Annotated in this window: 21 protein-coding genes and 3 pseudogenes; 17 read left to right on the forward strand and 7 right to left on the reverse strand. The window is 70.3% G+C overall.

Annotated elements, in window-relative coordinates:
- Positions 1-39: 39 nt before the first annotated feature.
- The 5 genes and pseudogenes from ACRX5W_RS08345 to ACRX5W_RS08365 form a co-directional block, all read left to right on the forward strand.
- Positions 40-663 carry a TraR/DksA C4-type zinc finger protein gene (locus ACRX5W_RS08345; RefSeq protein WP_436787524.1) on the forward strand — a complete coding sequence of 208 codons (624 nt, stop codon included), beginning with the start codon at positions 40-42 and terminating at the stop codon, positions 661-663.
- A pseudogene (gene lspA, locus ACRX5W_RS08350) lies at positions 660-1,430 on the forward strand (signal peptidase II); the annotation flags it as partial. The gene ACRX5W_RS08345 and the pseudogene lspA, both read left to right, overlap by 4 nt.
- Positions 1,431-1,524: 94 nt before the next feature.
- On the forward strand, positions 1,525-2,472 hold the full coding sequence (locus tag ACRX5W_RS08355; protein ID WP_436787305.1) for an RluA family pseudouridine synthase: 948 nt from the start codon (positions 1,525-1,527) through the stop codon (positions 2,470-2,472).
- Positions 2,473-2,604: 132 nt separating this feature from the next.
- A pseudogene (locus ACRX5W_RS08360) lies at positions 2,605-3,203 on the forward strand (dienelactone hydrolase family protein).
- Between the two features lie 34 nt (positions 3,204-3,237).
- A pseudogene (locus ACRX5W_RS08365) lies at positions 3,238-3,687 on the forward strand (DUF4240 domain-containing protein); the annotation flags it as partial.
- A gap of 23 nt (positions 3,688-3,710) precedes the next feature.
- Here the strand turns inward: ACRX5W_RS08365 and ACRX5W_RS08370 are convergent.
- Both ACRX5W_RS08370 and ACRX5W_RS08375 read right to left on the reverse strand, forming a co-directional pair.
- A complete protein-coding gene (locus ACRX5W_RS08370; RefSeq protein WP_436787306.1) occupies positions 3,711-4,901 on the reverse strand; it encodes a mechanosensitive ion channel family protein in 1,191 nt (396 codons plus the stop codon).
- 208 nt (positions 4,902-5,109) lie between these two features.
- The gene (locus ACRX5W_RS08375) at positions 5,110-5,553 is read right to left on the reverse strand and encodes a DUF6300 family protein (RefSeq protein ID WP_436787307.1); all 444 of its coding nucleotides are present in this window, start codon (positions 5,551-5,553) and stop codon (positions 5,110-5,112) included.
- Between the two features lie 152 nt (positions 5,554-5,705).
- Here ACRX5W_RS08375 and ACRX5W_RS08380 point away from each other — a divergent pair, with 152 nt between their 5' ends.
- A complete protein-coding gene (locus ACRX5W_RS08380; RefSeq protein ID WP_436787308.1) occupies positions 5,706-6,896 on the forward strand; it encodes an RNA-guided endonuclease InsQ/TnpB family protein in 1,191 nt (396 codons plus the stop codon).
- A gap of 60 nt (positions 6,897-6,956) precedes the next feature.
- On the opposite strand, the gene dnaE is transcribed toward ACRX5W_RS08380, so the two are convergent.
- Complete coding sequence (gene dnaE, locus ACRX5W_RS08385) at positions 6,957-10,517, reverse strand: DNA polymerase III subunit alpha (RefSeq protein ID WP_436787309.1); 3,561 nt, start codon at positions 10,515-10,517, stop codon at positions 6,957-6,959.
- Between the two features lie 715 nt (positions 10,518-11,232).
- Here dnaE and ACRX5W_RS08390 point away from each other — a divergent pair.
- The 3 genes from ACRX5W_RS08390 to ACRX5W_RS08400 all read left to right on the forward strand — a co-directional run bounded on the left by ACRX5W_RS08390 (position 11,233) and on the right by ACRX5W_RS08400 (position 13,825).
- Complete coding sequence (locus ACRX5W_RS08390; RefSeq protein WP_436787310.1) at positions 11,233-11,889, forward strand: hypothetical protein; 657 nt, start codon at positions 11,233-11,235, stop codon at positions 11,887-11,889.
- A 236-nt stretch (positions 11,890-12,125) separates the two neighbouring features.
- A complete protein-coding gene (locus tag ACRX5W_RS08395; protein WP_436787525.1) occupies positions 12,126-13,034 on the forward strand; it encodes an ABC transporter ATP-binding protein in 909 nt (302 codons plus the stop codon).
- Entirely contained in the window at positions 13,031-13,825 is a 795-nt protein-coding gene (locus tag ACRX5W_RS08400) for an ABC transporter permease (protein ID WP_436787311.1), read from the forward strand. The genes ACRX5W_RS08395 and ACRX5W_RS08400 overlap by 4 nt, the downstream gene beginning before the upstream one ends.
- A gap of 127 nt (positions 13,826-13,952) precedes the next feature.
- On the opposite strand, the gene ACRX5W_RS08405 is transcribed toward ACRX5W_RS08400, so the two are convergent.
- On the reverse strand, positions 13,953-15,134 hold the full coding sequence (locus ACRX5W_RS08405; RefSeq protein ID WP_436787312.1) for an RNA-guided endonuclease InsQ/TnpB family protein: 1,182 nt from the start codon (positions 15,132-15,134) through the stop codon (positions 13,953-13,955).
- 152 nt (positions 15,135-15,286) lie between these two features.
- Here ACRX5W_RS08405 and ACRX5W_RS08410 point away from each other — a divergent pair, with 152 nt between their 5' ends.
- The gene (locus ACRX5W_RS08410) at positions 15,287-15,997 is read left to right on the forward strand and encodes a hypothetical protein (RefSeq protein WP_436787313.1); all 711 of its coding nucleotides are present in this window, start codon (positions 15,287-15,289) and stop codon (positions 15,995-15,997) included.
- Between the two features lie 36 nt (positions 15,998-16,033).
- Here ACRX5W_RS08410 and ybaK read toward each other — a convergent pair whose 3' ends face one another.
- The 3 genes from ybaK to ACRX5W_RS08425 all read right to left on the reverse strand — a co-directional run bounded on the left by ybaK (position 16,034) and on the right by ACRX5W_RS08425 (position 18,839).
- Positions 16,034-16,534: a Cys-tRNA(Pro) deacylase gene (gene ybaK, locus ACRX5W_RS08415; RefSeq protein ID WP_436787314.1), complete on the reverse strand. Its 501-nt coding sequence runs from the start codon at positions 16,532-16,534 to the stop codon at positions 16,034-16,036.
- Between the two features lie 14 nt (positions 16,535-16,548).
- Entirely contained in the window at positions 16,549-17,226 is a 678-nt protein-coding gene (locus tag ACRX5W_RS08420; RefSeq protein ID WP_436787315.1) for an LON peptidase substrate-binding domain-containing protein, read from the reverse strand.
- Positions 17,227-17,291: 65 nt separating this feature from the next.
- A complete protein-coding gene (locus ACRX5W_RS08425) occupies positions 17,292-18,839 on the reverse strand; it encodes an oxidoreductase (RefSeq protein WP_436787316.1) in 1,548 nt (515 codons plus the stop codon).
- 735 nt (positions 18,840-19,574) lie between these two features.
- Here ACRX5W_RS08425 and ACRX5W_RS08430 point away from each other — a divergent pair.
- From ACRX5W_RS08430 to hisH, 7 genes are all read left to right on the forward strand, one after another.
- The gene (locus tag ACRX5W_RS08430) at positions 19,575-19,811 is read left to right on the forward strand and encodes a winged helix-turn-helix domain-containing protein (RefSeq protein WP_436787317.1); all 237 of its coding nucleotides are present in this window, start codon (positions 19,575-19,577) and stop codon (positions 19,809-19,811) included.
- On the forward strand, positions 19,801-20,061 hold the full coding sequence (locus ACRX5W_RS08435; protein WP_436787318.1) for a GntR family transcriptional regulator: 261 nt from the start codon (positions 19,801-19,803) through the stop codon (positions 20,059-20,061). The genes ACRX5W_RS08430 and ACRX5W_RS08435 overlap by 11 nt, the downstream gene beginning before the upstream one ends.
- A gap of 83 nt (positions 20,062-20,144) precedes the next feature.
- Positions 20,145-21,473, forward strand: coding sequence for a histidinol dehydrogenase (hisD, locus tag ACRX5W_RS08440; protein ID WP_436787319.1), 1,329 nt, complete (start codon positions 20,145-20,147; stop codon positions 21,471-21,473).
- Positions 21,455-22,576 (forward strand): histidinol-phosphate transaminase, encoded by a 1,122-nt coding sequence (locus tag ACRX5W_RS08445; protein ID WP_436787320.1) that lies wholly within the window; start codon positions 21,455-21,457, stop codon positions 22,574-22,576. The genes hisD and ACRX5W_RS08445 overlap by 19 nt, the downstream gene beginning before the upstream one ends.
- On the forward strand, positions 22,576-23,172 hold the full coding sequence (gene hisB, locus ACRX5W_RS08450; RefSeq protein WP_436787321.1) for an imidazoleglycerol-phosphate dehydratase HisB: 597 nt from the start codon (positions 22,576-22,578) through the stop codon (positions 23,170-23,172). Before ACRX5W_RS08445 ends, hisB begins: the two co-directional genes overlap by 1 nt.
- A gap of 79 nt (positions 23,173-23,251) precedes the next feature.
- Positions 23,252-23,404, forward strand: coding sequence for a hypothetical protein (locus ACRX5W_RS08455; protein ID WP_436787322.1), 153 nt, complete (start codon positions 23,252-23,254; stop codon positions 23,402-23,404).
- Between the two features lie 15 nt (positions 23,405-23,419).
- Positions 23,420-24,046, forward strand: a complete 627-nt coding sequence (hisH, locus tag ACRX5W_RS08460) for an imidazole glycerol phosphate synthase subunit HisH (protein WP_436787323.1) — start codon at positions 23,420-23,422, stop codon at positions 24,044-24,046.
- Positions 24,047-24,053 lie beyond the last annotated feature (7 nt).

Here is a 24,053-nt window from a genome sequence, read left to right on the forward strand (position 1 = left end):
TATGTCCGAAAAACCCTATGGAACGAGGGGGCCGTGACCATGGCGGAGAGCGGCAAGGCGGCCGGAGGACGGACCCGCAGCGCGACGACGGCCAGGTCCACCAAGACCGCAGGCAGCGCCGCGGCATCCGGCGGGCCGACAAGCAGGGGCACGGGGGCCCGCTCGACCGCGCGCACGAGCGCGCCGGGGACCAAGGCCAAGGCGCCGGCGCCGGCGCGGATCGCCACGGCGACCGTCATGCCACCGCCGCCCGGCGGCATCCACACGCCGTCGACCTATCCCGTACGTCCCGGCGAGGACGCCTGGACCGAGGACGAACTGCGCGAGGTCCGCGAAGGGCTGATCGACGAGGTGGCCCGCCTGAACACCGAGATCCGCTACGCCGAGCACGAGATCGCCGACATGCTGCGCGACTCCGGCGACGGGGCCGGCGACGACCAGGCCGACGCCGGGACGAAGAACTTCGAGCGTGAGCACGAGATGGCCCTGACCAACCAGACCCGTGGCATGCTGAGCCAGTCGGAGCGGGCCCTGCGCAGGCTCGCCGACGGCACATATGGCGCCTGCGAGTCGTGCGGTTCACCCATCGGGAAGGCGCGCCTCCAGGTCTTCCCGCGTGCGACCCTGTGTGTGTCCTGCAAAGAGCGCGAGGAACGCCGCTGACCCTCCGGGCCGCCCCGGCGCGACGTTCCCGGCAACGAGGAGCGGAGCGAGTCATCGGCACCGGAGCGGAACGGCGGGACGGTCATGCGCCCCTCGTCGACAAGGACGGCACCACGGACGGCGGCACCGGCGCCACCCCCGGACCCCACGACGGTTCCGGGGACGGCGCGCGCCCGGACGCGGACGCACGCGAGACAGGACCCGGCACGGGACATCAGGCCGATGCGGCGGACACGTCCGCCGCATCGGCGCACGACGGCGCCCCGGACCGGCCGCAAGCCCCCCGGAGCCGCCGCATCGCGGTGCTGCTCGGGGTGGCCGCCCTCGCGTACGTCCTCGACCTCGTCACCAAGCTCATCGTGGTCGCCAAGCTGGAGGGCGAGGCGCCGATCGACATCATCGGCGACTGGCTTCAGTTCCGCGGCACACGCAATGCGGGCGCCGCGTTCGGTATAGGCGAGGCGTACACGATCGTCTTCACCGTCATCGCGGCGACCATCATCGTGGTGATCCTGCGCCTGTCGCGGAAGCTCTACAGCCTGCCGTGGGCCGTCGCGCTCGGTCTGCTGCTCGGCGGCGCGCTCGGCAACCTGACCGACCGGGTCTTCCGCTCGCCGGGCTTCCTGCGCGGCCACGTGGTCGACTTCATCGCGCCCAAGCACTTCGCGGTGTTCAACCTCGCGGACTCCGCGATCGTGATCGGCGGCTGCCTGATCGTGCTGCTGTCGTTCCTCGGCCTCCAGCCCGACGGCACGCGCGAAGGCGACGAGGAAGCCGAGGACGACCGTACGGGAGCCGCCGACGGCAGGGGCGGGACGGGCGACGGGACGGCCTGACCCCGGCAACCGGCATACTCGACGGGTGACCTCCTCCACCAGTGCTCCCGAGATCCGTACGCTGCCCGTCCCCGACGGCCTCGAAGGCGAACGCGTCGACGCAGCGCTCGCACGCATGTTCGGGTTCTCCCGCACGCGCGCGGCCGAGCTCGCCGCGGCCGGCAAGGTGCTCCTGGACGGACGCCCGGCCGGAAAATCGGACCGCGTCGGCGCCGGCGCGTGGCTTGAGGTGGAGATGCCGGCCCCGCCCGCCCCCGTCCGGATCGTCGCCGAACCTGTTCCGGGCATGGGCATCGTCCACGACGACGAACACATCGTCGTCGTCGACAAGCCCCTCGGCGTCGCGGCGCACCCGAGCCCCGGCTGGGAGGGCACGACCGTCGTCGGCGGCCTCGCCGCAGCCGGCTACCGCGTCTCCACGTCGGGCGCGGCCGAGCGGCAGGGCGTCGTGCACCGCCTCGACGCCGGCACCAGCGGCCTCATGGTGGTGGCCAAGTCGGAGCGCGCGTACACCCTGCTCAAGCAGCAGTTCCGCGACCGCACGGTGGACAAGCGCTACCACGCCCTGGTCCAGGGGCACCTGGACCCGCTGGCCGGCACCGTCGACGCGCCGATCGACCGGCACCCGCGGCACGACTGGAAGTGGGCCGTCGTCGCCGACGGCAAGCCGAGCGTCACGCACTACGACACCGTCGAGGCCTTCCGCGCCGCGAGCCTGCTCTCGATCAAGCTGGAGACCGGCCGCACCCATCAGATCCGCGTGCACATGGCGTCCCTGCGGCACCCGTGCGTCGGCGACATGATGTACGGCGCCGACCCCACCCTCGCCAAGCGGCTCGGCGTCGCGCGGCAGTGGCTGCACGCCGTCCACCTGGGCTTCGAGCACCCCGGCAGCGGCGAGTGGGTCGAATTCGACAGCACCTACCCCGAGGATCTTGCGCGCGCGCTCGAACGCGTTTCCGACGGCCACTGACCGCAGCCGCCGCATATCCCGCCGGACGCCGGCAAGGCAACCGCGTCGCATCCGCCAAGACGTCGTATGCGCGGCATTTCCGTCTACGCCTCGCTGAGGCATCCCCTAGGCATCCCCGAACCAAGGAGTTCCGTGGCCCGCATCGTGCTGTTCCATTCGGCTTACGGACTGCGCCCCGCCGTGCACGCGGCCGCCGACCGACTGCGGCAGGCGGGCCACGAGGTGACCGTGCCCGACCTGTACGACGGGCGCGTCGTCGACACCGTCGAAGAGGGCATGGAGCTCAAGGAGGAGATCGGCGTCGACGAACTGCTGCACCGCGCGGTCGCCGCCGCCGCGCCGCTCGGCCGGGGGCTGGTCTACTCCGGCTTCTCGATGGGTTCCTCACTCGCGCAGAACCTCGCCCTCGCCGACGAGTACGCGGGCGGCCTGCTGATGTTCCACGGCACGTCCGACCTGCGCGACGACGCGCAGACCGAGGTGGCGGTGCAACTACACGTCGCCGACCCGGACCCGTTCGAGACCGAGGACTGGCTCAACGCCTGGTATCTGCGCATGATCGCCGCGGGGCCGATGTCGAGGTCTACCGCTACCGGGGCGCGGGGCACATCTACACCGACCCCGACCTGCCCGACCACGACGCCGAGGCCGCCGACCGCACCTGGGCGGCCGCGCTGGCCTTCCTCGACGAGCTCGACGATGCGGCGGGCAAGTTCGGTTCGGACATGTGACCATTTATCCGTGCTGGATTGGGATGAATTCTGGGATCTCGTCGACCTGCTCGGCGGTCGCGCGGACGACGACGCGTGCGAACGCCTGACCGAGGTGCTCGCCACCCGCTCCAAGTCGACGATCATCGGGTTCGCCGATCGGCTCGCCGAGGCGCTGTACCGCCTGGACCGCGCTGACCTGGCGTCGCTGCCGTACATCGACGTGACGGACCGCCAAGGCGTGCCGGTCCCGATGTCAGCCGACGGTTTCCTCTACGCCCGCTGCGGCGTCGTCGCCGCGGGCCGCGACGCGTATATGCACGTGCTCACCGACCCGACCGCGTTCTGTGCGTATACCGCGGCGGAGTACGACGGCGAGGCGCTGCTCTACGTCGCGGAGGACGCGTGGGAGGAGCTGACCGGGCGGCCATGGGAGCACGAAGAGCCGTTCGATTACGAGACCGGCTCCAACCCGCAGGGCTGGCCGGGGCTCGCTCCGACCTGACCGGATCGTCTCTTCGGTGCGGCTCAGGGCCTGGCCTCGGAGGCTGCCGAGGGCTTGCCGAGATCGACTTTCGGGCGCTTGGCAAGCTCGACGAAGCGCTTGGGGCCGGCGGGGGCCGGGATGTGCGCGGGCTGGCGCTGGTCGTACGCGTCGTCGCCGTCGCCGTACGCCGGGACCATCGTCGCCGGGCCGGTCGGCACGCGCGGCAGCGCGTACGGGTGCTTGCGGCGGATGTAGTCGAGCAGCTTCTCGCGGACCTCGCAGCGCAGCGTCCACACATCGTCGGCGTCGCGGGCTGTGAGGACGGCGCGCACGACGATCGTGGTCGGCGTGGTGTCGGTGACGTACAGGCTCCAGCCCTGGCCGTCCCACAGGCCGGAGTCCTTCAGGATCCGGTGCAGTTCGTCGCGCAGTTCGGCGACCGGCGTCGAGTGGTCCAGGTGCAGGAACACGGTCCCGGTCATGCGCATGTCGGTGCGCGACCAGTTCTCGAACGGGCGGCCGGTGAAGTACGAGACCGGCATCACGATGCGCCGCTGGTCCCAGGTGTTCACCACGAGGTAGGTGAGCGTGATCTCCTCGACGGTGCCCATCTCGTTGTCCACCACGACCGAGTCGCCTATGCGCACCATGTCGCTGAACGCGATCTGGAGGCCCGCGAAGAGGTTCGACAGCGTGCTCTGCGCCGCGAGGCCCGCGACGACGCCGAACAGACCCGCGGACGCCAGCAGCGACGTGCCGATGGTCTTCATGCCGGGGAACGTCATGATCATCGACGCGATCGCGACCACCGCGACCAGTGCCGAACCCACGCGCCGGATCAGGTCGATCTGGGTGCGGACGCGCCGCACCCGGCCGGCGTCCGTGGCGACCGCCGCGTACTTCTCGAACGACGTGTTCACCAGAACGTTCGCGGCGTGGATCGCGAGCCACGCGCACGCGCCGATGACGCACAGGACCAGGATGTGGCGGACCGTGTCGCTCGTGTCGGGCGGCAGGTCCGCGGCCGGCTCGCCGAGAAGCGCGAGCACGGTGGCGAGCGTCACCACACAGGACGCGCGCGAGCGCCGCAGCATCGGCCACAGCGGCCCCGAAGTGGGGCGTCTGGTCTGCACCTCGCGGGCGATCCTTGCCAGGAGCCACGTGACGACGCCGGTGAGGGCGAGGACCGCGACCAGAACGATCAGGGGGCGAAGTATCTCCCAGACGTCCACGGTTGCTGCTCTCCCTGAGACTCGATTGCATCGAACGGGTCGCCGGGATCGACCGGATCGACCGGCGGAGCAGCCACGCTAGTCACCCGTACGAGGTGACGTCCAACCGGCGATTCATCGGATCACTGGTGTTTTCCCGGCATTTCGGGTGTAGGCCGGAGAAGCCGACGGACTTCCCTTGCCCAGGTGACGCTGCGTCAGTCGTCGGTCATTGGTCGGCGTCCTCCAGCGTCGCCGGGTGGGCGGGCAGTGCGGTGGCCTCGGCGAGCCACAGCGCGACGAGGTCGCTGAAGACCTCGGCGTTGGCGTCGCCGATCCGGTCGTCGACGGTGAACAGCGCGAGCAGGTCGGCGGCGGCCGGGGCGGCGTGGTCGCACGCGGGGCACAGCACCAGGACGCGCATGCACGGCAGCGGCTCGCCGTAGCCGTTGTCCCACACGTGCGGGACGCGGGTCTCCAGGATCCCCGGTCCGTCGCAGCGGCGGCAGACCGGGGCGTCGGCCTGCACGGCCAGGTCCAGGCCGTGCAGGCGGTGCGTCTCGGCGTCGTTGTACGGGTCGTGGACGGCGTCCGCGCCGTACCACGCCTCGGGCTCGCCCGAGGGCTCCGAGGGCCCGGAATCTCGCGGGGCCAAGGGGTCGTCGCGGGTCATCGGAGTCCTCCGAGGAAATCCCCGCTTTCGGGCGGGGGAGGAATCGGATCGCCTGCGGAGCAGGGAGGGGGTAGGTGTTTCGCCATCGGCGAATCGCCCTTGAGGCACCACGGAAAGCGACGGTACAGTTGCACACTGTGGGGAGTGCTTCCGTGAAGCGGGCGTTTCGGTACCGCTTCTACCCGTCCGATGCGCAGGCCGTGGAGCTGGTGCGGACGTTCGGGTGTGTGCGGAAGGTCTACAACCTCGCGCTTGCGGCGCGTTCCCAGGCGTGGGAATCGCGGGGTGAGCGGGTGGGGTATGGGGCGACGTCCGCGATGCTGACTGGGTGGAAGCAGACTCCGGAGTTGGGGTTTTTGCGTGAGGTGTCGTGTGTGCCGTTGCAGCAGGCGCTGCGGCACCTGCAGACGGCGTTCGTGAACTTCTTCGCGAAACGGGCCCGGTTCCCGCGGTTCAAGTCCCGGCGGAAATCGCGGGCGTCGGCGGAGTACACCTCCTCCGCGTTCCGCTACCGCGACGGCCGGCTCACGCTGGCGAAGATGTCCGAGCCCCTGGACATCGTGTGGTCGCGTCCCCTGCCCGAAGGGGCGGTGCCGTCGACGGTGACCGTGTCCCGCGACAGCGCCGGGCGCTGGTTTGTGTCCCTGCTGTGCGACGACACCGTCGCACCCCTTCCCGCGTCGGCTACGGACGTGGCCGTGGGTATCGACGTGGGGATCACGTCCCTGGCGACGCTGTCCACCGGGGAGAAGGTCGCCAACCCGGGGCATGAGCGGCGCGACCGCGAACGCCTCGCCCGCGCGCAGCGGGACCTGGCCCGCAAGGCCAAGGGCTCGAACAACCGGGCCAAGGCCCGGCTCCGTGTCGCGCGTGTCCACGCCCGGATCGCCGACCGGCGACGGGACCACCTGCACAAGCTCACTACTCGGCTCGTCCATGAGAACCAAGTGGTCGTGATCGAGGACCTGTCCGTCCGCACCATGGTCAAGAACCGCTCCCTGGCGCGCGCCGTCTCGGACGCGGCGTGGGGCGACCTGCGGTCGATGCTGGAGTACAAGTGCACCTGGTATGGGCGTGAACTCGTTGTGGTCGACCGTTGGTTCCCCAGCAGCAAGCTGTGCGGGGCGTGCGGCGCGGTCGCGGCGAAGCTGCCGCTGGACGTTCGGGAGTGGACGTGCGGCTGCGGCGCGGTCCATGACCGCGACGTGAACGCGGCGCGCAACATTCTGGCCGCCGGGCTGGCGGTTGCTGCCTGTGGAGACGGTGTAAGACCTCAACGGGAGTCCTTTCTCCCAGGCGGGCGACGGTCGGTGAAGCAGGAAGGGTCCCAACCGTCGCGCTGACGCGCAGTGGCTCGGCCGCGAGGTTGAGGGGAGTTCCTCTCGTTCACGAGGGGGAGGAAGTCAAACCACCCACGAATCAGGGCCGAGCAGCACCTTGATCTCCGAGGCGAAGGCCGTGTTGTTCTCCACGGTCGGGTTGAGGCGCAACAGCGTCGTGCCGCCGAGGCGGTTCTCCATGCGCAGGCGCACTTCGGTGTCGCCGGGGTGCGCGAGGATCGTCGACTTGAGGCGCCGGACCAGGTCGGGCGTCACCCGGCGCTCGTGCACCTTGAGCACGACCGGCGGGCGGCCGCCGTGCTCGGCCGCGGAGATGTCGAGGGGGACGAGCTCTTCGCCGAAGACCGACAGGGCGCCGTCGCGCTCGTTGATGCGCCCGCGGATCGACACGGCGTTGTCCTCGATGAACTCCTGGGCGAACAACAGGTAGTTCTTCGGGAAGTACAGCACCTCGATCGACGCGTCGTGGTCCGAGAGCGTGATGATCGCCCAGGGGTTGCCGCCCTTGTTGATGCGCCGGTCGACACCGGTGATCAGGCCGGCGAGCTTGACGAAACCCTCGGTCTGGCCGGACCCGACCAGCTCCGCGATCGACATGTCGCGGTTGCGGGCGAGGATGTGCTCGGCGCCGTCCAACGGGTGGCTGGAGACGTACAGGCCCAGCATCTCCCGTTCGGTGGACAGCAGTTGCTTGCGCGACCACTCGTCGTCGGACAGCTTGAAGTCGAGGCCGACCGCGGGCTTGTCGTCGGGCTCGTCGCCGCCCGCGCCGAACAGGTCGAACTGGCCGTTGGCCTCCTGGCGTTTGAGGCCGATGACCGCGTCCACCGCGGTCTCGTGGACCGCGCACAGTGATTTGCGGGTGTGTCCGAGCGAGTCGAAGGCGCCCGCCTTGATCAGCGAGTCGATCGTGCGCTTGTTGCACACCGTGATCTCGACCTTGGACAGGAAGTCCTGGAACGAGGTGTATTTGCCCTTGGACTTGCGGGTTTTCATGAGTGATTCGACGACGTTGGCACCCACGTTGCGCACGGCGGTCAGGCCGAAGCGGATGTCGTCGCCGACGGCGGTGAACTCGACCGCCGACTCGTTGACGTCGGGGGAGAGGACCTTGATGCCCATGCGGCGCGTCTCGGAGAGGTAGACGCCCATCTTGTCCTTGTCGTCGCCGACGGAGGTCAGCAGCGCGGCCATGTACTCCGCGGGGTAGTTCGCCTTGAGATACGCGGTCCAGTAGGAGACCAGGCCGTACGCGGCCGAGTGCGACTTGTTGAACGCGTAGCCCGCGAACGGGACGAGGACGTCCCACACGGCCTGGATCGCCTCGTCCGAGTAGCCGTTCCCCCGCATACCGGCCTGGAAGGGGATGAACTCCTTGTCCAGGACCTCTTTCTTCTTCTTGCCCATCGCCCGGCGCAGCAGGTCCGCGCCGCCGAGCGTGTAGCCGGCGAGCACCCGCGCGGCGAGCTGCACCTGCTCCTGGTAGACGATCAGGCCGTAGGTGGGGCCGAGTACTTCGTTGAGCGGCTCTTCGAGCTCGGGGTGGATCGGCTCGATGGGCTGCTGGCCGTTCTTGCGCAGCGCGTAGTTGATATGGGAGTTCATGCCCATCGGGCCGGGGCGGTAGAGGGCGCTCACGGCCGAGAGGTCGGCGAACTCCGTGGGCTTCATGAGCTTCAGCAGCGCCCGCATGGGCCCGCCGTCGAGCTGGAAGACGCCGAGCGTGTCGCCGCGCGCGAGCAGTTCGTATGTCTTCGGGTCGTCCAGGGGCATGTCCTCCGTCCTGACGTCGGCGCCCCGGTTCTCCTTGATGATCTTGATGGCGTGGTCGATGATGCCCAGGTTGCGCAGACCCAGGAAGTCCATCTTGATCAGGCCCATGTCCTCGCACTGCGGGTACGAGAAGCCGGTGATGATCACGCCGTCCTTGTCGCGGCGGTGCAGCGGGATCAGGTCGAGCAGCGGCGTACGCGACAGGATGACCGCGGCGGCGTGCACGCCGGTGCCGCGGATCAGGCCCTCGATGCCCATGCCGGTGTCGACGACGCGCTTGACCTCGGGGTCGCTCTCGTAGAGCGCCCGGATCTCCATGCCCTCGTTGTAGCGCGGGTGTTCGGGGTTGAACAGGTCGGCGAGCGGGACGCCCTTGCCCATGACGTCCGGCGGCATCGCCTTGGTGATGCGGTCGCCCATCGAGAAGGGGAAGCCGAGGATGCGGGCCGCGTCCTTGACCGCCGCCTTCGCCTTGATGGTGCCGAACGTGTTGACCTGCGCGGTGTACTCCGCGCCGTATTTCTCCGACACGTAGCGGACCATCTGGTCGCGCTGGCGGTCGTCGAAGTCGATGTCGACGTCCGGCGGGCTGACGCGCTCGGGGTTCAGGAACCGTTCGAACAGCAGGCCGTGTTCGAGGGGGTCGAGCTCGGTGATGCGCGTCAGGTACGCCACCAGCGAACCCGCCGCGGAACCACGGCCGGGACCGACGGGGATGCCGTTGTCGCGGGCGTATTTGCAGATGTCCGCGACCACGAGGAAGTACGAGTCGAAGCCCAGCGGCGAGATGACCGACAGCTCCATGTCGAGCCGGTCGAGCACCTCCTGCGGCGGGTTGGCGCCGTACCGCAGGTGCAGGCCCTTCTCGCACTCCTTGCGCAGCCAGCTCGCCTGCGTCTCGCCCTCGGGCACGTCGAACTGCGGCATCTGGTCGACGTAGCCGAACACCTCGTCGTACGGCTCGATGCGCTCGGCGATCAGCAGCGTGTTGTCGCACGCGGCCGGCAACTCGCCGAACAGCGCCCGCATTTCCTCGGCCGACTTGAGGTAGTAGCCGGTGCCGTTGAACTTGAAGCGGTTCGGGTCGTCCTTGTTCTTGCCGACGCCGACACACAGCAGGTTGTCGTGCGCGTCGGCCTGGTCCTCGGTGACGTAGTGCGAGTCGTTCGTCGCCAACAGCGGGATGTCGAGCTGCTTGGCGATGCGCAGCAGGTCCTCGCGGACCGTGCGCTCGATGTCGAGGCCGTGGTCCATCAGCTCCAGGAAGTAGTTCTCCTTCCCGAAGATGTCCTGGTACGCCGACGCGGCCTTGATCGCCTCGTCGAACTGTCCCAGGCGCAGCCGCGTCTGCACTTCGCCGGACGGGCAGCCGGTCGTCGCGATGATGCCCTCGGAGTACTGCGAGATCAGCTCGCGGTCCATGCGGGGCTTCATGTAGTAGCCCTCGATGGAGGCGAGGGAGGAGAGGCGGAACAGATTGCGCAGGCCCTGCGCGTTCTGCGCCCACATCGTCATGTGCGTGTACCGGCCGCCGCCGGAGACGTCCTTGCCGCCCTCGCCCGCGGTGTCGTCGGTGTTGCGCTGGCCGGTGCCGGCCCAGAACTCCGGCTTGCGGCTGTGCCGGGTGCTGGGTGCGACGTACGCCTCGATGCCGATGATCGGCTTGACGGGGTGCTTCTTGGAGGTCTGGAAGAACTCGTAGGCGCCGAACATGTTGCCGTGGTCGGACATCGCGACCGCCGGCATTCGGAGGCGTTCCACTTCGGCGAACATCTTGCCGTTCTTCGCCGCACCGTCGAGCATCGAGTACTCGGTGTGCACGTGCAGGTGGACGAAGCTGTCAGTGGACACAAGCCCTCCGTCGCTTTTGTGATGTCGGCCGAGCACCCCACGCCGGGGCACGCCCGGCCGGAGGAAGCCCCAACTCTAGCCCGGCTTCCGTCGGGTTGCGTCCGCCGCCGGAGACACGCCGAACACCGGCCGCCGGTGCCTCCCGAGCCGGCGCGCGCGCGGGCCGACACGGCCGGAACACGGCGGCAACGGCCCTTACATCACTGCAAGTTGCGCATATCGATCTGTACGAACAGGCCCTGCGTGAACCATCGTTCACGTAGAGTGGTTTTCTCCTAGGTGACCGCGCGTCCAGGTTCGGTCACACAGACCCCGGGCCGCCGCGTCCGGGGGGAGACGGGGAGATCCATGACCAACGGTCGACAGCACACGCATCCGTCCGATCGGCAGCCCGCGCCCCAGCCGGACCTGCGGACCGAGCGACCGGATCCGCGACCGGGCAAGAACGGCTGACCGGACGCGCGGACCCGCGCCTGGGGTGCGCGGCCGTGGCACGATGGTGGGGGCCGGGGATGCGGCGGGGGAGGTGCGCCGCGCCACCCGGCGGGGGAACGGGTGCCGTTCGGCACCGCAGGGCGCGTGCGTGGGGATCGCCCGCCGACGCAACCGGTGCCGCCTGCCCCGACACCGCACGGGGATCGGGCCGGCAGTCCGGCCGGAACAGGACCTCACCGGCATCCGTCGGCACGGCCGCGCGAACCAAGGGAGGACAGCCATGGCCGGATTCCGCAGATTCGGCAAGGCCGGGCTCGCGGCGGCGAAAGGCGGCCGAAGGCTGCAACGCGCGGCCCGCGAGGCCGAGCGCCGCGACGCCGCCGGGGAGTACGCGCGGCCAGGCGCCGGCGACGCGGCCGACGTCGACACCCGGCTCACCACCGCTCAGGGCGTCCTGCTCGTGCGGTACATCGCGGGAAAACTCGTCCTCGGCCGCCTCGAAGTGCTGTTCCTCGCCAAGTACGCGCTGCTCGGCCTCGGCGTGCTCTTCCTCCTCGGCGGTGTCACCATCCCGCTCGGGGTCATCCTGCTCGTCCTGTTCGCGCTGGTCGGCATCGCGCAGCGGCTGATCTCCCGTACAGTCGGCAGGCTCGGCGGCTTCCGGCGCCTGGCCGGCGCCGAGGACGCGCTCAGGGACGCCACCACCGTCTGGTGGCCGAACCTTAGGCGCGAACTCGACCGCGTCGGGCTGCCAACCCGTCCCTGGACGCTGCTCAGGCTCGGTGCCAAGTTCACCGCGCGCAGGCTGCCCGCCGACCAGGAGCGCGCGCTGCGCGACATCCGGTGGCGCGGGGGGGTCCTGCCGCGCGACCAATGGCAGCGTGCCCGGCAGGCCCTCGCCAGGGGTGCGGCGCGGGGAGCCTCCGCCGCCACGTAGAGTTTTGGGGCACGGATTCCGTGCCCCCGACACCGACAGCGTCCGCAAAGACAAGACGACAATCCGGCGCGCCCGCGGCGGCCACCGGGCAGGAGAGGCACAGCGTGGCCATTCTCGGCGCAGCCTTCACGAAGGACGGGGACGCCGCGGCCCCGGACGCCGACGCCTCGCGCGGCACGGCGGCCGGGTGCTACCGCGTCGCCGGACTGACCAAGAAGTACCGCACCGGCAGCCGCATGGCCCCCACGACGGTGCACGCGAACACCGACATCGGCCTGGAGATCCGCCGCGGCGAGATCTTCGGCCTGCTCGGCCCCAACGGCGCCGGGAAATCCACGCTCGTGCGGCAACTGACCGGCCTGCTGCGCCCGGACGCGGGGACGATCGACCTCTTCGGCCACGACATCGTCCGCAGCCCCGACACCGCCGCGCGCCTCGTCGCCTACCTCGCCCAGGAATCCGCGGCCCTCGACGAACTGACCGTCACCCTCGCGATCGAGACCACCGCGCGGCTGCGCGCCCTCGGCGCCCGGGAGGCGCGGGCGGCCCGGCACGCCGTGGTCGACGAACTGGGCCTGTGCGAACTGGCCGGGCGTCCCCTCAAGGAACTCTCCGGCGGCGAACGCCGCCTGGCCTGCGTCGCGGCGACGCTCGTCGGCGACCGCCCGGTCCTCGTGCTCGACGAGCCCACCGTCGGGATGGACCCGGTCTCCCGCCGCGCGGTGTGGGCCGCGATCGACCGCCGCCGTGCCGACCGAGGGACCACGGTCCTGCTGGTCACCCACAACGTCATCGAGGCCGAGACGGTCCTCGACCGGGTCGCCGTCCTCGACGAGGGCCGCGTCATCGCGTGCGACACCCCCGGCGGGCTCAAGGCCGCGGCCGGCGACGAGGTACGCCTCGAACTCGTCTGGCGTGGCGACCCCCCGCTCGACGAACCGGCGGTGGCCCGGCTCGCCCGCGACGCGGTGTGCGTCGGCCGGCGGTGGACCACGCGTACCGACCCCGCGACCGCGCGCGAACTGCTTGCCGCGGTGACCTCCGGACCGGCGTTCGCGGTCCTCGACGACTTCACACTGTCGACGCCGAGCCTGGAGGACGCGTACCTCGCTCTCGGCGGTCGGCACGAAGGGCTGGTCAAGTGACGACCCACGCCCCGCCGCCCGGCCACGACACACCGATCGCCCTCGCGCCCGTCACGCCGCTGTGGCAGGGCCTCGTGGCGGTCTACCGAGCCCAACTCTCGCGCACCCGCGTCTCGCGCGTGCCGCTGCTGTTCGTCGCGGTGTTCCAGTCCGTGGGGATCATGATCCTCATGCGCGGCGTCGTCGACACCGACTCCGACAGCGCGCGCGAGGCGGTGGTGGCCGGGTCCAGCGTGCTCGTCGTGGCCTTCGTCGCACTCAATCTGCTCGCGCAGCACTTCGGCGCGCTGCGGGCCGCCAACGCGCTCGACTACTACAAGACGCTGCCGGTGCGTCCGGCCGCCGTCGTGCTCGGCATGGCCGCCGCGTACGCCTCGTTCACGCTGCCCGGCACGATCGCCACGGCCGCGGTGGGCGCCGTGATGTTCCAACTGCCGCTCGCCAACCTGTGGGCGCTGCTGCTGGTGGTGCCGCTGTCCGGGGCGGCACTGGCCGGAGTCGGGGCGGTGTGCGGCCTGCTCGCCCCCCGGCCCGAACTCGCGACGATGCTGGGGCAGATGGGCATGTCCGCGGCGCTGCTGCTGGGCGTCATCCCCGCCGACCGCATGCCCTGGCTCATCGAACTCGGGCGCGACGTGCTGCCTTCGTCGTACGGCGTCGACGCGTTCATCGCCACGTACGGGACGCCCGACTGGACCGCCTTCGGCGCGAACCTGGCCGTGTGCGCGGGGGTGGGCGTCGTCATGCTCACCCTCTCGACCTGGGCCTTCCGGCGCACAGCGCGCGGCTGACGCCTCTTGTCTTCACAGCACTCGACCACCGAGACCGGACCAGCAAAAAATGGGACGCTGACTGCTTGACTTCCTCCCCTCGTGAACGAGGGAACTTCCCTCGGCCTCGCGGCCGAGCCGCCGCGCGTCAGCGCGGCGGTCGGGACCTTTCCTGCTTCACCGACCGTCGCCCGCCCGGGAGGGACTCCCGTTGAGGTCTTACACCGTCTCCACAGGCGGACACCGCCAGCCCGGCGGCCAGGATGTTGCGCGCCGCGTTGACGTCGCGGTCGTGAACCGCGCCGCAGTCGCACGTCCACTCCCGGACGTCCAGCGGCAGCTTCGCCCTGACCGTGCCGCAGGCCCCGCACAGCTTGCTGCTGGGGAGCCATCGGTCGACCACGACGAGTTCGCGCCCGTACCAGGCGCACTTGTACTCCAGCATCGACCGCAGGTCCCGCCACGCCGCGTCCGAGACGGCGCGGGCGAGGCTGCGGTTCTTGACCATGGTGCGGACGGACAGGTCCTCGATCACGACCATTTGGTTCTCATGGACGAGCCCAGTCGACAGCTTGTGCAGGTGGTCCCGGCGCCGGTCGGCGATCCGCGCGTGGACCTTGGCGACGCGCAGCCGGGCCTTGGCCCGGTTCGCGGAGCCCTTGGTTTTGCGGGACAGTTCGCGTTGGAGGCGGGCGAGGCGTTCGCGGTCGCGCTGCTCGTGCCGGGGGTTGGCGATCTTCTCCCCGGTCGACAGGGTCGCGAGGGAGGTGATCCCTGCGTCGACGCCGACCGCCGCCCCGGCGGTCGGCGCGGGGACGGGCGTGTCGTCGCACAGCAGGGACACGAACCAGCGTCCGGCGCTGTCGCGGGACACGGTCACCGTCGACGGCACCGCACCGGCGGGCAGCGGGCGCGACCACACGATGTCCAGGGGCTCGGACATCTTCGCCAGCGTGAGCCGGCCGTCGCGGTAGCGGAACGCGGACGCGGTGTACTCCGCCGACGCCCGCGACTTTCGCCGGGACTTGAACCTCGGGAACCCGGCCCGTTTCGCGAAGAAGTTCGCGAATGCCGTCTGCAAGTGCCGCAGCGCTTGCTGCAACGGCACACACGACACCTCACGAAGGAACGCCAGTTCCTCCGTCGTCTTCCACTCGGTCAGCATCGCGGACGTGACACCGTAGCCCACCCGTTCCCGCCGCAGCTCCCACGCCTCCGAACGCGCCCGCAATGCGAGGTTGTAGACCTTGCGGACACACCCGAACGTCCGCATCAGCTCAGCGGCTTGCGTGTCGGTCGGGTAGAAGCGGTACCGAAACGCCCGCTTCACGGAAACACTCCTCACAGTAAGAAACTGTACCGTCGCTTTCCGTGTGTCCTCAAGGGCGATTCGCCCCTTGCGAAACACCTGCACCCGCCCTGCTCCGCAGGCAATCCGATTCCTCCTCCGCCGGAAGGCGGGGGCTCCTCGGAGGTTTCCCGATGACGTCGCCCTGGCAATTCGACCAGCCCCCGGCCGCCACCCCGCCGTCCGGTCCCCCCGCGGAACCGGCCTCGTGGTGGCAGGTCGCGCGCGGCGACGTCATCGCGGGCGTGATCGTGCTGGCCGTCTGCCTGGCGGTCGGCGCGGCGGCCGGGGCCGTCTGGTACGCCATCGCGCCCGAGATCCCCAAGATCATCGTCGATCACGTCGAATACCTGCGGCCCAACGCCCGGTCCGAGTCGGAGATCGCCCGCGACGGCTGGTTCGCGATCATCGGCGTCGTCGTCGGGCTCGCGCTCGCCGGGCTGGCGTTCTGGAAGGGCCGCCGCCACGGCATCGGCGTCGCGGTCGGCCTCGGCGTCGGCGGGCTGCTCGGCTCCTATCTCGCCTACAAGGTCGGCGCCGCCCTCGGCCCCGACACCTTCGGCTCCGAACTGCTGGCCCGCGACGGCCGCATCGAATTCGAGGAGCCGCTGCGCATCCAGGCCATGGGCGTCATCTACCTGTGGCCGATGGCCTCGCTTGTCCTCTTCCTCTGCCTCAACGCCGGCTTCGGCCCCCGCGACCCCGCACCCAAATCGGCCGCCTGGCCCGCGAGCAGCGCCCCGCACGGCATGCCCGTGGCCCCCGTCCCGCCGAACGACCCCGGCACCGCGGCGAGCGCCGCGCCCGTCGACCCGGACTCCGCGCACCACCACGACCGGCAGTAGCGTCGCCCGGCGGCGGAGCCTTGCCGGACGGCCTTCTCAGGCCCTGCCGATGTCCGCCGTCGTCGCGAGTGTCAGCCCCACCAGATCGGCCGGTGCGAGCTCGACTTCCAGGCCGCGTCTTCCGGCCGAGACGAACACGGTGTCATGCGCGAGCGCGCTCGCGTCGACGACCGTGGCCAGGCGCTTCTTCTGGCCCAGCGGCGAAATCCCGCCCACGACGTAGCCCGTCGCGCGTTCGGCGGCGGCCGGGTCGGCCATCGCGGCGCGTTTGCCGCCGACGGCCGCGGCGAGAGCCTTCAGGTCGAGTTTTCCTGCGACCGGGACGACGGCCACGGTCAAAGCGCCGTCGACATCTGCCAGCAGGGTCTTGAAGACGCGCTCGGCCGGCACGCCGAGCGCCGCGGCGGCTTCCTCGCCGTACGACGCGGCCCCGGGGTCGTGGTCGTACGCGTGCACCGTGAACGCGGCGCCCGCACGCGTCAGTGCGACGGTTGCGGGAGTCCCCGTACCGCCGCGTGTGGACTTGCCCTTCGCCACCTTGCCTCCCCGGCTCAGTTCGGGCCGGCCTTCTGGCGCAGAAGTTCCACCGCGGGAAGAGCGCGGATGTGCCCCAGCAGCGCGGTTTCACGCCGCAGCAGCGACAGTTCCGCGCGCAGCCGCAGCGTGGCGTCGTCCAGCACGAGCAGGTTCTGCTTGTCCGATAGATCGAGGACCATGGCGGCGGCCACCAGGTACGACAGCACCACCGGGTCGTCCGGCAGCTCCGGCAGCTCCATCGGACCGCGCCCCTGGGCGCCGACCAGCTCGCGCTGGTACTCGGTGAACGCGCGCGTCACCGCGAGGGTCAGCACCGCGGCGTCGTCGCCCTTCGGCTCCTCCAAGAACTCGACCTTGCCGACCAGATACGGCCCGCTGTCGTCGACCGACACCAGCCGGAACCGCGTGGCGCCCGTCGCGACGACGTCGTAGCGTCCGTCGGCGTGGGGCCGCATCGTCGCCACCTCGGCGGTGCACCCCAGCGGGAACACCGCGTCGATCGCCGCCACCGGCAGCTCGCCGACCTCGCGCCCGCTGCGCAACGCGACCACCCCGAAGCGGCGTTCGCCCTCCGGAAGGGCCAACAGATCCCGCACCAGACGCCGATAGCGCTCCTCGAAGATGTTCAGGGGCAGCACGAGACCCGGGTACAACACCGAGTTCAGGGGAAAAAGCGGCAGCCGGTCGGTCACGCGCCCAAGAGTAGTGCCGCCGATCGTGTGGCTTCAGCGGAGTTTGCCGCGCGACCAGTCGCGACCTAAGCCCGGTTGATGACGCGCGTCGCGCCCGCGGCGGCTGCGCCGGCGAGGATCCAGCCCAGCATCACCAGCGTGTAGGCCACCCACTGCGCCCAGCCGCCGGGATTCCACGCGGCCTCCTGGCCGAATGTGACGACCGGGAGCAGGAGGTCCACCGTGTAGAAGAACGGGTTCCAGTGGGGAGCCTCGTCCGCCTTGACCGGCGTCGGGCTGTCCACTGCGAACGCCGCGGTGCCTGCGGCGATCAGCGCAGCCAGCCAGGCCAGCGCGCGGGTCGGGCGGTAGCCGTACCCGATCGTGGCGTCCTGCACATGGCCCCAGATACGGCCGGGAAGCCGAAGTGTTTCGCGGTTGCGGCGCTGCTTGGCGAGCAGGACGGTACGGGCCTCCTCGTCCTGGCCGGACGCGCGGTACGCGGCAGCCAGTTGCTCGTACGGCTGGGGTTCGTAGTCGGGGGTCGCGTCGGCCAGCCACACGAGTCGTTGGCGCAGGTCCAGCGGACGTTCGGACCGCAGCGCCGCATAGGTCATGCCCCCGATCGTGACCCTGTCCGGACCCGTCGGCCAGGTGTCCGGCGTATCGGTCAGCGTCTCCAACCGCGCACCGCGCAGTATCACCCGGCCCCGGGAACCCGGGGCCATGTCGAGGCACAGCGTCCTCGCCGTGACGCGCCACATCAGCAGTTCCTCGTCCGGCTCGCGCAGTATCGCGGCGTAGCTGATCACCAAGGCGTCGCCGAACCGCGCGTCGCTGAAGCGGAACGATCCCGATCCGGCGGGGGAGTCGCTGAGGTGCAGGGTCTGTTCCACGACGAGCCCCGCCGCGTCCAGGGCCAGGTGCCGGAAACCGCGCGCATCCATGCCCGGCAGCGCGTCGAGCCGGGCCCGGTAGAACGTCACGCGACCGCCGACCCGCGCACTGCGGAGATTGACGACGCCGATGGAGCGGAACGGTCCGTTCGCGCTGAGGTCGCGGTTGACGACCATGCCGTCCGCGGCGATCGCCTGGCCGTCGGCCGACGGCGCCACCCGCGAGCCGTTCAGTGTCAGGTCCGTCTCGATCGCCGCGTCGCTCAGCACGATCCCGCGCTCGACCCGGCACATGGTCACCGACAACTCGCCGTCGACGCGGACGCGACGCGCCCGGACCGCCACCGTGGTGCAGCCGATCAAGCGAAACGTGCCGGTCACGGCGTCGTTGAGGAGGACACGTCCCTCGAACCGGCAGCCGCGCAGCTCCACGTACGCCTCGACGCGCGCTCCGCGCAGGTTCAGGTCGCCGACCACGCGGGCGCCGGCCAGGTCGAGTGCCGCGGTGCGCCCCGGAGCCGGCTCGGGGCCGCCGACCAGCAGCCTGGCCAGGACTTCGGCGCGGACGGTCCGCTCCGGACCCCAATCGGCGCCCTCGTCATCGTCAGGAACAGGCCCCCGATGGGACGAGGGCCCGGACGCGGCCCCGCCGAGCACACACCGCACGCCGTGCCGGTACGCGTCCCACACCTGGCGCTCCGCCGCGCTGAGATCGTCTGGAAACTGGTATTCGGCCACGTCAGTCCCCCCGCAGGCCCGGCGTTGATCAGTATTGCGCTCAACGGCACCTCATTGTGGTGGGTGTCTCAGTGCCTCGGCGGCACTACGGCCACTCGCGGGGATCGGGCATGAGCCGCGCCATGGCCCGTAGCGCGGCACGCAGGTCGGCGGCGATGTCGCATGGATCGGTGCGGTTGCACCGCGAGCAGAGGTCGCGGTGTCGGTCGATTTCGCTGCCGACGTGCTTCAAACAGACGTAATACGCGCAGCCTGGTCCGGACGCTCCACCGTGCACGCCCGCAAGGACCAGGGCCGACGTGGCACCGCACTTGATACAGCGCATCATGCCGCGACCGCCTCGAAGTCCAGGCCGTATGTCGCCAACAGAAGGGCTGTGCGCCTTTCGCGCTGCCGACGAGTTTCCTGCTCGTGTTCCCACGCGGCGTAGTAAGGGCGGACTCGGCACGGTTGCGGCGCAGGTCCGGTGGCCGGCGCGGGTGCGTGAGGTGTGGGCAAGGGCGGTTGCGGGGTCGCTGTTGCACGGTGTTTGCCATGTCCGGGCAGAAGGCGGGACAGCAAGCAGACAAGTAGGGTCCTCATGTTGGCGCTCCTTTGCAGCGTCGACCGCGCCCCGGGGCAGTTAGCGGCTGCCGCCGGGGTTTTTCGTCCTGCTATCCACTATAGCCAGCTACATACCGCCGCATGGTGCTACCCAATGCGGCAGTGCGCGATATGCCGCCTTACTTTCGGCCTATGAGTGAGATCGGGTACGTCTATATGCGCGTAGCCAATGCTGTCGAAGAAGAGATCAAGTCCGGTCGGTTGCCCCTCGGCGCGCGTTTGCCCAACGAGCGAGAGATGGGCGTGCAGCACGGGGTCGCCCCGGGAACAGCACGCCGGGCAGTTGCAGAGCTGCGTGCGCGCGGACTCGTCACCACATTGCCCAACAAGGGAACCTTCGTCGTGGCGCAACCGGCTGATGAAGCTTGACCGCACCCGCCCGTTGTGGCGCCAAATCGCAGCGGAGATCATCCGGCGGATCGAGGTCGGCACCTACCCGCCTGGAAGTCGCGTGCCGTCCACGCTGGAAATCGCCCAAGAGTTCGGCGTCGTCAATGCGACCGCGGCGAAGGCCATGCGGTATGTGCGCGAGGAAGGGTGGACGCGCGGCGAGGTCGGGTTGGGAACCTTCGTCCTGGAGCAGCCACCCGGGAGTCAGCCGAACGGGCAAACCACGTAAATGGACGGTCGACTCGGCGGCGGCCGTGTCTCACGAACCGACACGCGGGAACCCCTGCCTCGGGCCCTCCCTACACTGGTCGGGTGATCTCCCGTATCGATCTGCGCGGCCCCGCCGGTCGGGCTGTCCTGGACAGTCCCGCGGCGCTGCGCGACGTGATGCCCCGTGCCGAGTTCGATGTCGAGGCGGCCTTGGAGAAGGTCCGTCCGATTTGCGACGACGTACGCCATCGCGGGGTCGAGGCGCTCATCGAGCTGGGCGAGCGCTTCGACGGGGTGCGGCTGACCGACATCCGGGTGCCGGGCGAGGCGATTTCGCGGGCGCTCGACGAGCTGGACCCTAAGGTGCGGGCGGCGCTTGAGGAGACGATCCGCCGAGCGCGGATCGTGCACCGCGACCAGCGGCGTACGGACGTGACCACGCAGGTCGCCGACGGCGGCACGGTCACCGAGCGGTGGGTTCCGGTGGAACGCGTCGGGCTGTACGTGCCGGGTGGGCTGGCGGTGTATCCGTCGTCGGTGGTCATGAACGTCGTGCCTGCGCAGGAAGCCGGTGTCGGCTCGCTCGCGGTCGCGTCGCCGCCGCAGAAGGCCTTCGGCGGGCTGCCGCACCCGACGATTCTGGCCGCGTGCGCACTGCTCGGCGTCGACGAGGTCTACGCGGTCGGCGGCGCCCAGGCGGTTGCGATGTTCGCGTACGGCGCGGGCCCCTGTGAGCCGGTCAGCATGGTCACCGGGCCGGGCAACATCTACGTGGCGTCCGCGAAACGCCTGCTCAAGGGTCGCATCGGCATCGACTCCGAGGCCGGCCCCACCGAGATCGCGGTGCTTGCCGACGCGACTGCCGACCCCGTGCACGTCGCCGCCGACCTGATCAGCCAGGCCGAGCACGACACCCTCGCCGCTTCCGTGTTGGTCACCGACTCGGTCGAGCTGGCCGAGGCGGTCGAGGCGGAGCTGAAGGCACAGGTCGCCGCGACGAAGCACGTCAAGCGGGTCCAGGCCGCGCTCGGCGGACGCCAGTCGGGCATCGTGCTGGTCGACTCGGTGGACGACGGCCTCAAGGTGGTCGACGCGTACGCCGCCGAACACCTGGAGATCCAGACCGCCGACGCCGCCGCGGTTGCCGCCCGGGTGCGCAATGCGGGCGCAATCTTCGTCGGCCCGTGGGCGCCGGTCTCGCTCGGCGACTACTGCGCGGGCTCCAACCACGTGCTGCCCACCGGCGGTTGCGCGTGCCACAGCTCGGGTCTGTCGGTGCAGTCGTTCCTGCGCGGCATCCACGTCGTCGACTACAGCGAACGCGCGCTCGCCGAGGTCGCGCACCACGTCGTGACGCTCGCGGAGGCGGAGGATCTGCCGGGCCACGGCGCGGCGATCAAGGCGAGGTTCGGATGGGCGGTCCCCGAGTGAGCAACCCGATCGACGCGTTGCCGATCCGCGACGAGCTTCGCGGGCAATCGCCTTATGGCGCACCGCAGTTGGATGTGCCAGTCAGGCTCAACACCAACGAGAACCCGTACCCGCTGCCGGACGCCTTGGTCGCCCGCATCGCCGAGCGCGTCGCGGACGCCGCCCGGCACCTCAACCGTTACCCGGACCGGGACGCGGTCGAGTTGCGGACCAAGCTCGCCGAATACCTCACGCGGACAAGCGGGTTCGAGCTGACCACGCGTCAGGTCTGGGCCGCCAACGGCTCCAACGAGGTTCTCCAGCAACTCCTCCAGGCCTTCGGCGGCCCCGGCCGCAGCGCGCTCGGCTTCGACCCGTCGTACTCGATGCACGCGCTGATCGCGCGTGGCACCGGGACCGCGTGGATCTCCGGCACACGCCGCGACGACTACGCGATCGAACTCGACCACGCCCTCGCACAGATCGCCGAACACCGGCCGCACGTCGTCTTCCTGTGCTCGCCGAACAACCCGACCGGCACCGCACTTGAGGGCTCCGTGGTCGAGGCGGTGTACGACGCCGCCCAGACCGCTCGGCCGTCGCTGGTCGTCGTCGACGAGGCGTACGTCGAGTTCTCGCACCGCTCCTCGCTGCTCGGACTCCTCGACGGTCGTCCCAACCTCGTCGTCTCGCGCACGATGTCGAAGGCGTTCGGCGCGGCCGGACTGCGGCTGGGCTACCTCGCCGCAGACCCCGCGGTGGTGGACGCGGTGCAGTTGGTGCGGCTGCCGTACCACCTTTCGTCGGTCACCCAGGCCACCGCGCTGGCGTGCCTGGAGCACACCGACACGCTGCTCGGCTACGTCGCCGAACTCAAGCGCCAGCGCGACCGGATCGTCGCCGAGCTCACCGGAATGGGCTGCGAGGTCACCGCGTCGGACGCGAACTTCGTGCAGTTCGGGCGGTTCGCGGACACCCGCGCGGTGTGGCAGGCGCTCCTCGACCGCGGCGTGCTGGTCCGCGACAACGGCGTGCCCGGCATGCTGCGGGTCACCGCCGGTACCGAGGAGGAGAACGCCGCGTTCCTCGACGCGATGCGCGCAGTACTGAAGGAGATCACCTGATGGCCCGCACCGGCCGCGTCGAACGCGCCACCAAGGAGACGTCCGTCCTCGTCGAGGTCGACCTCGACGGCACCGGCCGCGTCGACGTCGCCACCGGCGTCGGCTTCTTCGACCACATGCTCGACCAGCTCGGCAAGCACGGTCTGTTCGACCTGACCGTCAAGACCGACGGCGACCTGCACATCGACGCGCACCACACCATCGAGGACACCTCCCTCGCCCTCGGCGCTGCGTTCCGGCAGGCGCTCGGCGACAAGGCCGGCATCCGCCGCTTCGCGAACGCCTCCGTGCCGCTCGACGAGGCGCTCGCCCAGGTCACCGTCGACCTGTCCGGCCGCCCCTACCTCGTACACAGCGAACCCGACGGCATGGCCCCGATGATCGGCCCGGAGTACGACACCACCCTGACCCGGCACATCTTCGAGTCGTTCGTCGCCCAGGCCCACATCTGCCTGCACGTCCACGTGCCGTACGGCCGCAACGCCCACCACATCGTCGAAGCCCAGTTCAAGGCCCTCGCCCGCGCCCTCTCCGACGCCTGCGCCCTCGACCCCCGCCGCGCCGGCGTCATCCCCTCCACGAAGGGCGCGCTCTAGCGATGGGCCAGACCTACCGGCACGTGTTCGTGCGCGTCGAGCCCGTCGCGCTGCCTGCGGCTGTGGAAGGTGCCGTTTCGTGAGTACCGGAACCGTTGTCCTCATCGCGTTCGGGTTGTTCCTGATCGGCGGGGTCGTCTCCTTTGTGAAGCAGGGGATGCCGAAAGGGGTCATCGTTCTGCTCGGGCTGTGCGGGGCGATGTCGTTGGCTGCCGGGTTGTTGCGGATCTAGGGGCGGGGGAGCGTTGTGAAGAAGGTCGTCATCCTCGACTACGGGTCGGGGAACCTGCGGTCGGCCGAGCGCGCCGTCGCGCGGCTCGGGGTCGAGGTCGAGGTCACCGCGGAGTACGAGAAGGCGCTGAACGCGGACGGGCTTGTCGTCCCCGGGGTCGGGGCGTTCGCGGCATGCATGGGTGGGCTCAAGTCGGTGCGCGGCGAGCGCATCATCGACCGGCGGCTCGCCGGAGGGCAGCCGGTGCTCGGGATCTGTGTGGGCATGCAGATCCTGTTCGAACGCGGTGTCGAACACGGTGTCGAGACCGCGGGCTGCGACGAGTGGCCCGGGACCGTCGAGCGCCTGAACGCGCCGGTCGTTCCGCACATGGGCTGGAACACCGTCGACGCGCCCGAGGACACCGTGCTGTTCCAGGGCCTCGGCGGCGCGCGCTTCTACTTCGTGCACTCCTACGGCGTCCAGAAATGGGAGATGCCGCCCTCCGACGTCCTCGAACCGCCGATGGTCAGTTGGACCACACACGGGACGCCGTTCGTCTCCGCCGTCGAGAACGGCTACCTGACGGCGACTCAGTTCCACCCCGAGAAGTCCGGCGACGCCGGGGCCGAGATGCTCCGCAACTGGCTGGCCACCCTCTGACACCTCA

It is taken from the genome of Yinghuangia sp. YIM S10712 (genome assembly GCF_051388935.1).
In the GTDB taxonomy this organism is placed as follows: Bacteria; Actinomycetota; Actinomycetes; order Streptomycetales; family Streptomycetaceae; genus Yinghuangia.

Excerpts from the sequence above, each read along its gene's own strand:
- ACRX5W_RS08430 (WP_436787317.1), top strand. The coding sequence starts at position 19,575 with ATGAGTGAGATCGGGTACGTCTATATGCGCGTAGCCAATGCTGTCGAA.
- ACRX5W_RS08375 (WP_436787307.1), bottom strand. The coding sequence starts at position 5,553 with ATGACCCGCGACGACCCCTTGGCCCCGCGAGATTCCGGGCCCTCGGAG.
- ACRX5W_RS08410 (WP_436787313.1), top strand. The coding sequence starts at position 15,287 with ATGACGTCGCCCTGGCAATTCGACCAGCCCCCGGCCGCCACCCCGCCG.
- ACRX5W_RS08445 (WP_436787320.1), top strand. The coding sequence starts at position 21,455 with ATGGGCGGTCCCCGAGTGAGCAACCCGATCGACGCGTTGCCGATCCGC.
- ACRX5W_RS08390 (WP_436787310.1), top strand. The coding sequence starts at position 11,233 with ATGGCCGGATTCCGCAGATTCGGCAAGGCCGGGCTCGCGGCGGCGAAA.
- ACRX5W_RS08395 (WP_436787525.1), top strand. The coding sequence starts at position 12,126 with ATGGCCCCCACGACGGTGCACGCGAACACCGACATCGGCCTGGAGATC.
- ACRX5W_RS08345 (WP_436787524.1), top strand. The coding sequence starts at position 40 with ATGGCGGAGAGCGGCAAGGCGGCCGGAGGACGGACCCGCAGCGCGACG.
- hisB (WP_436787321.1), top strand. The coding sequence starts at position 22,576 with ATGGCCCGCACCGGCCGCGTCGAACGCGCCACCAAGGAGACGTCCGTC.
- ACRX5W_RS08435 (WP_436787318.1), top strand. The coding sequence starts at position 19,801 with ATGAAGCTTGACCGCACCCGCCCGTTGTGGCGCCAAATCGCAGCGGAG.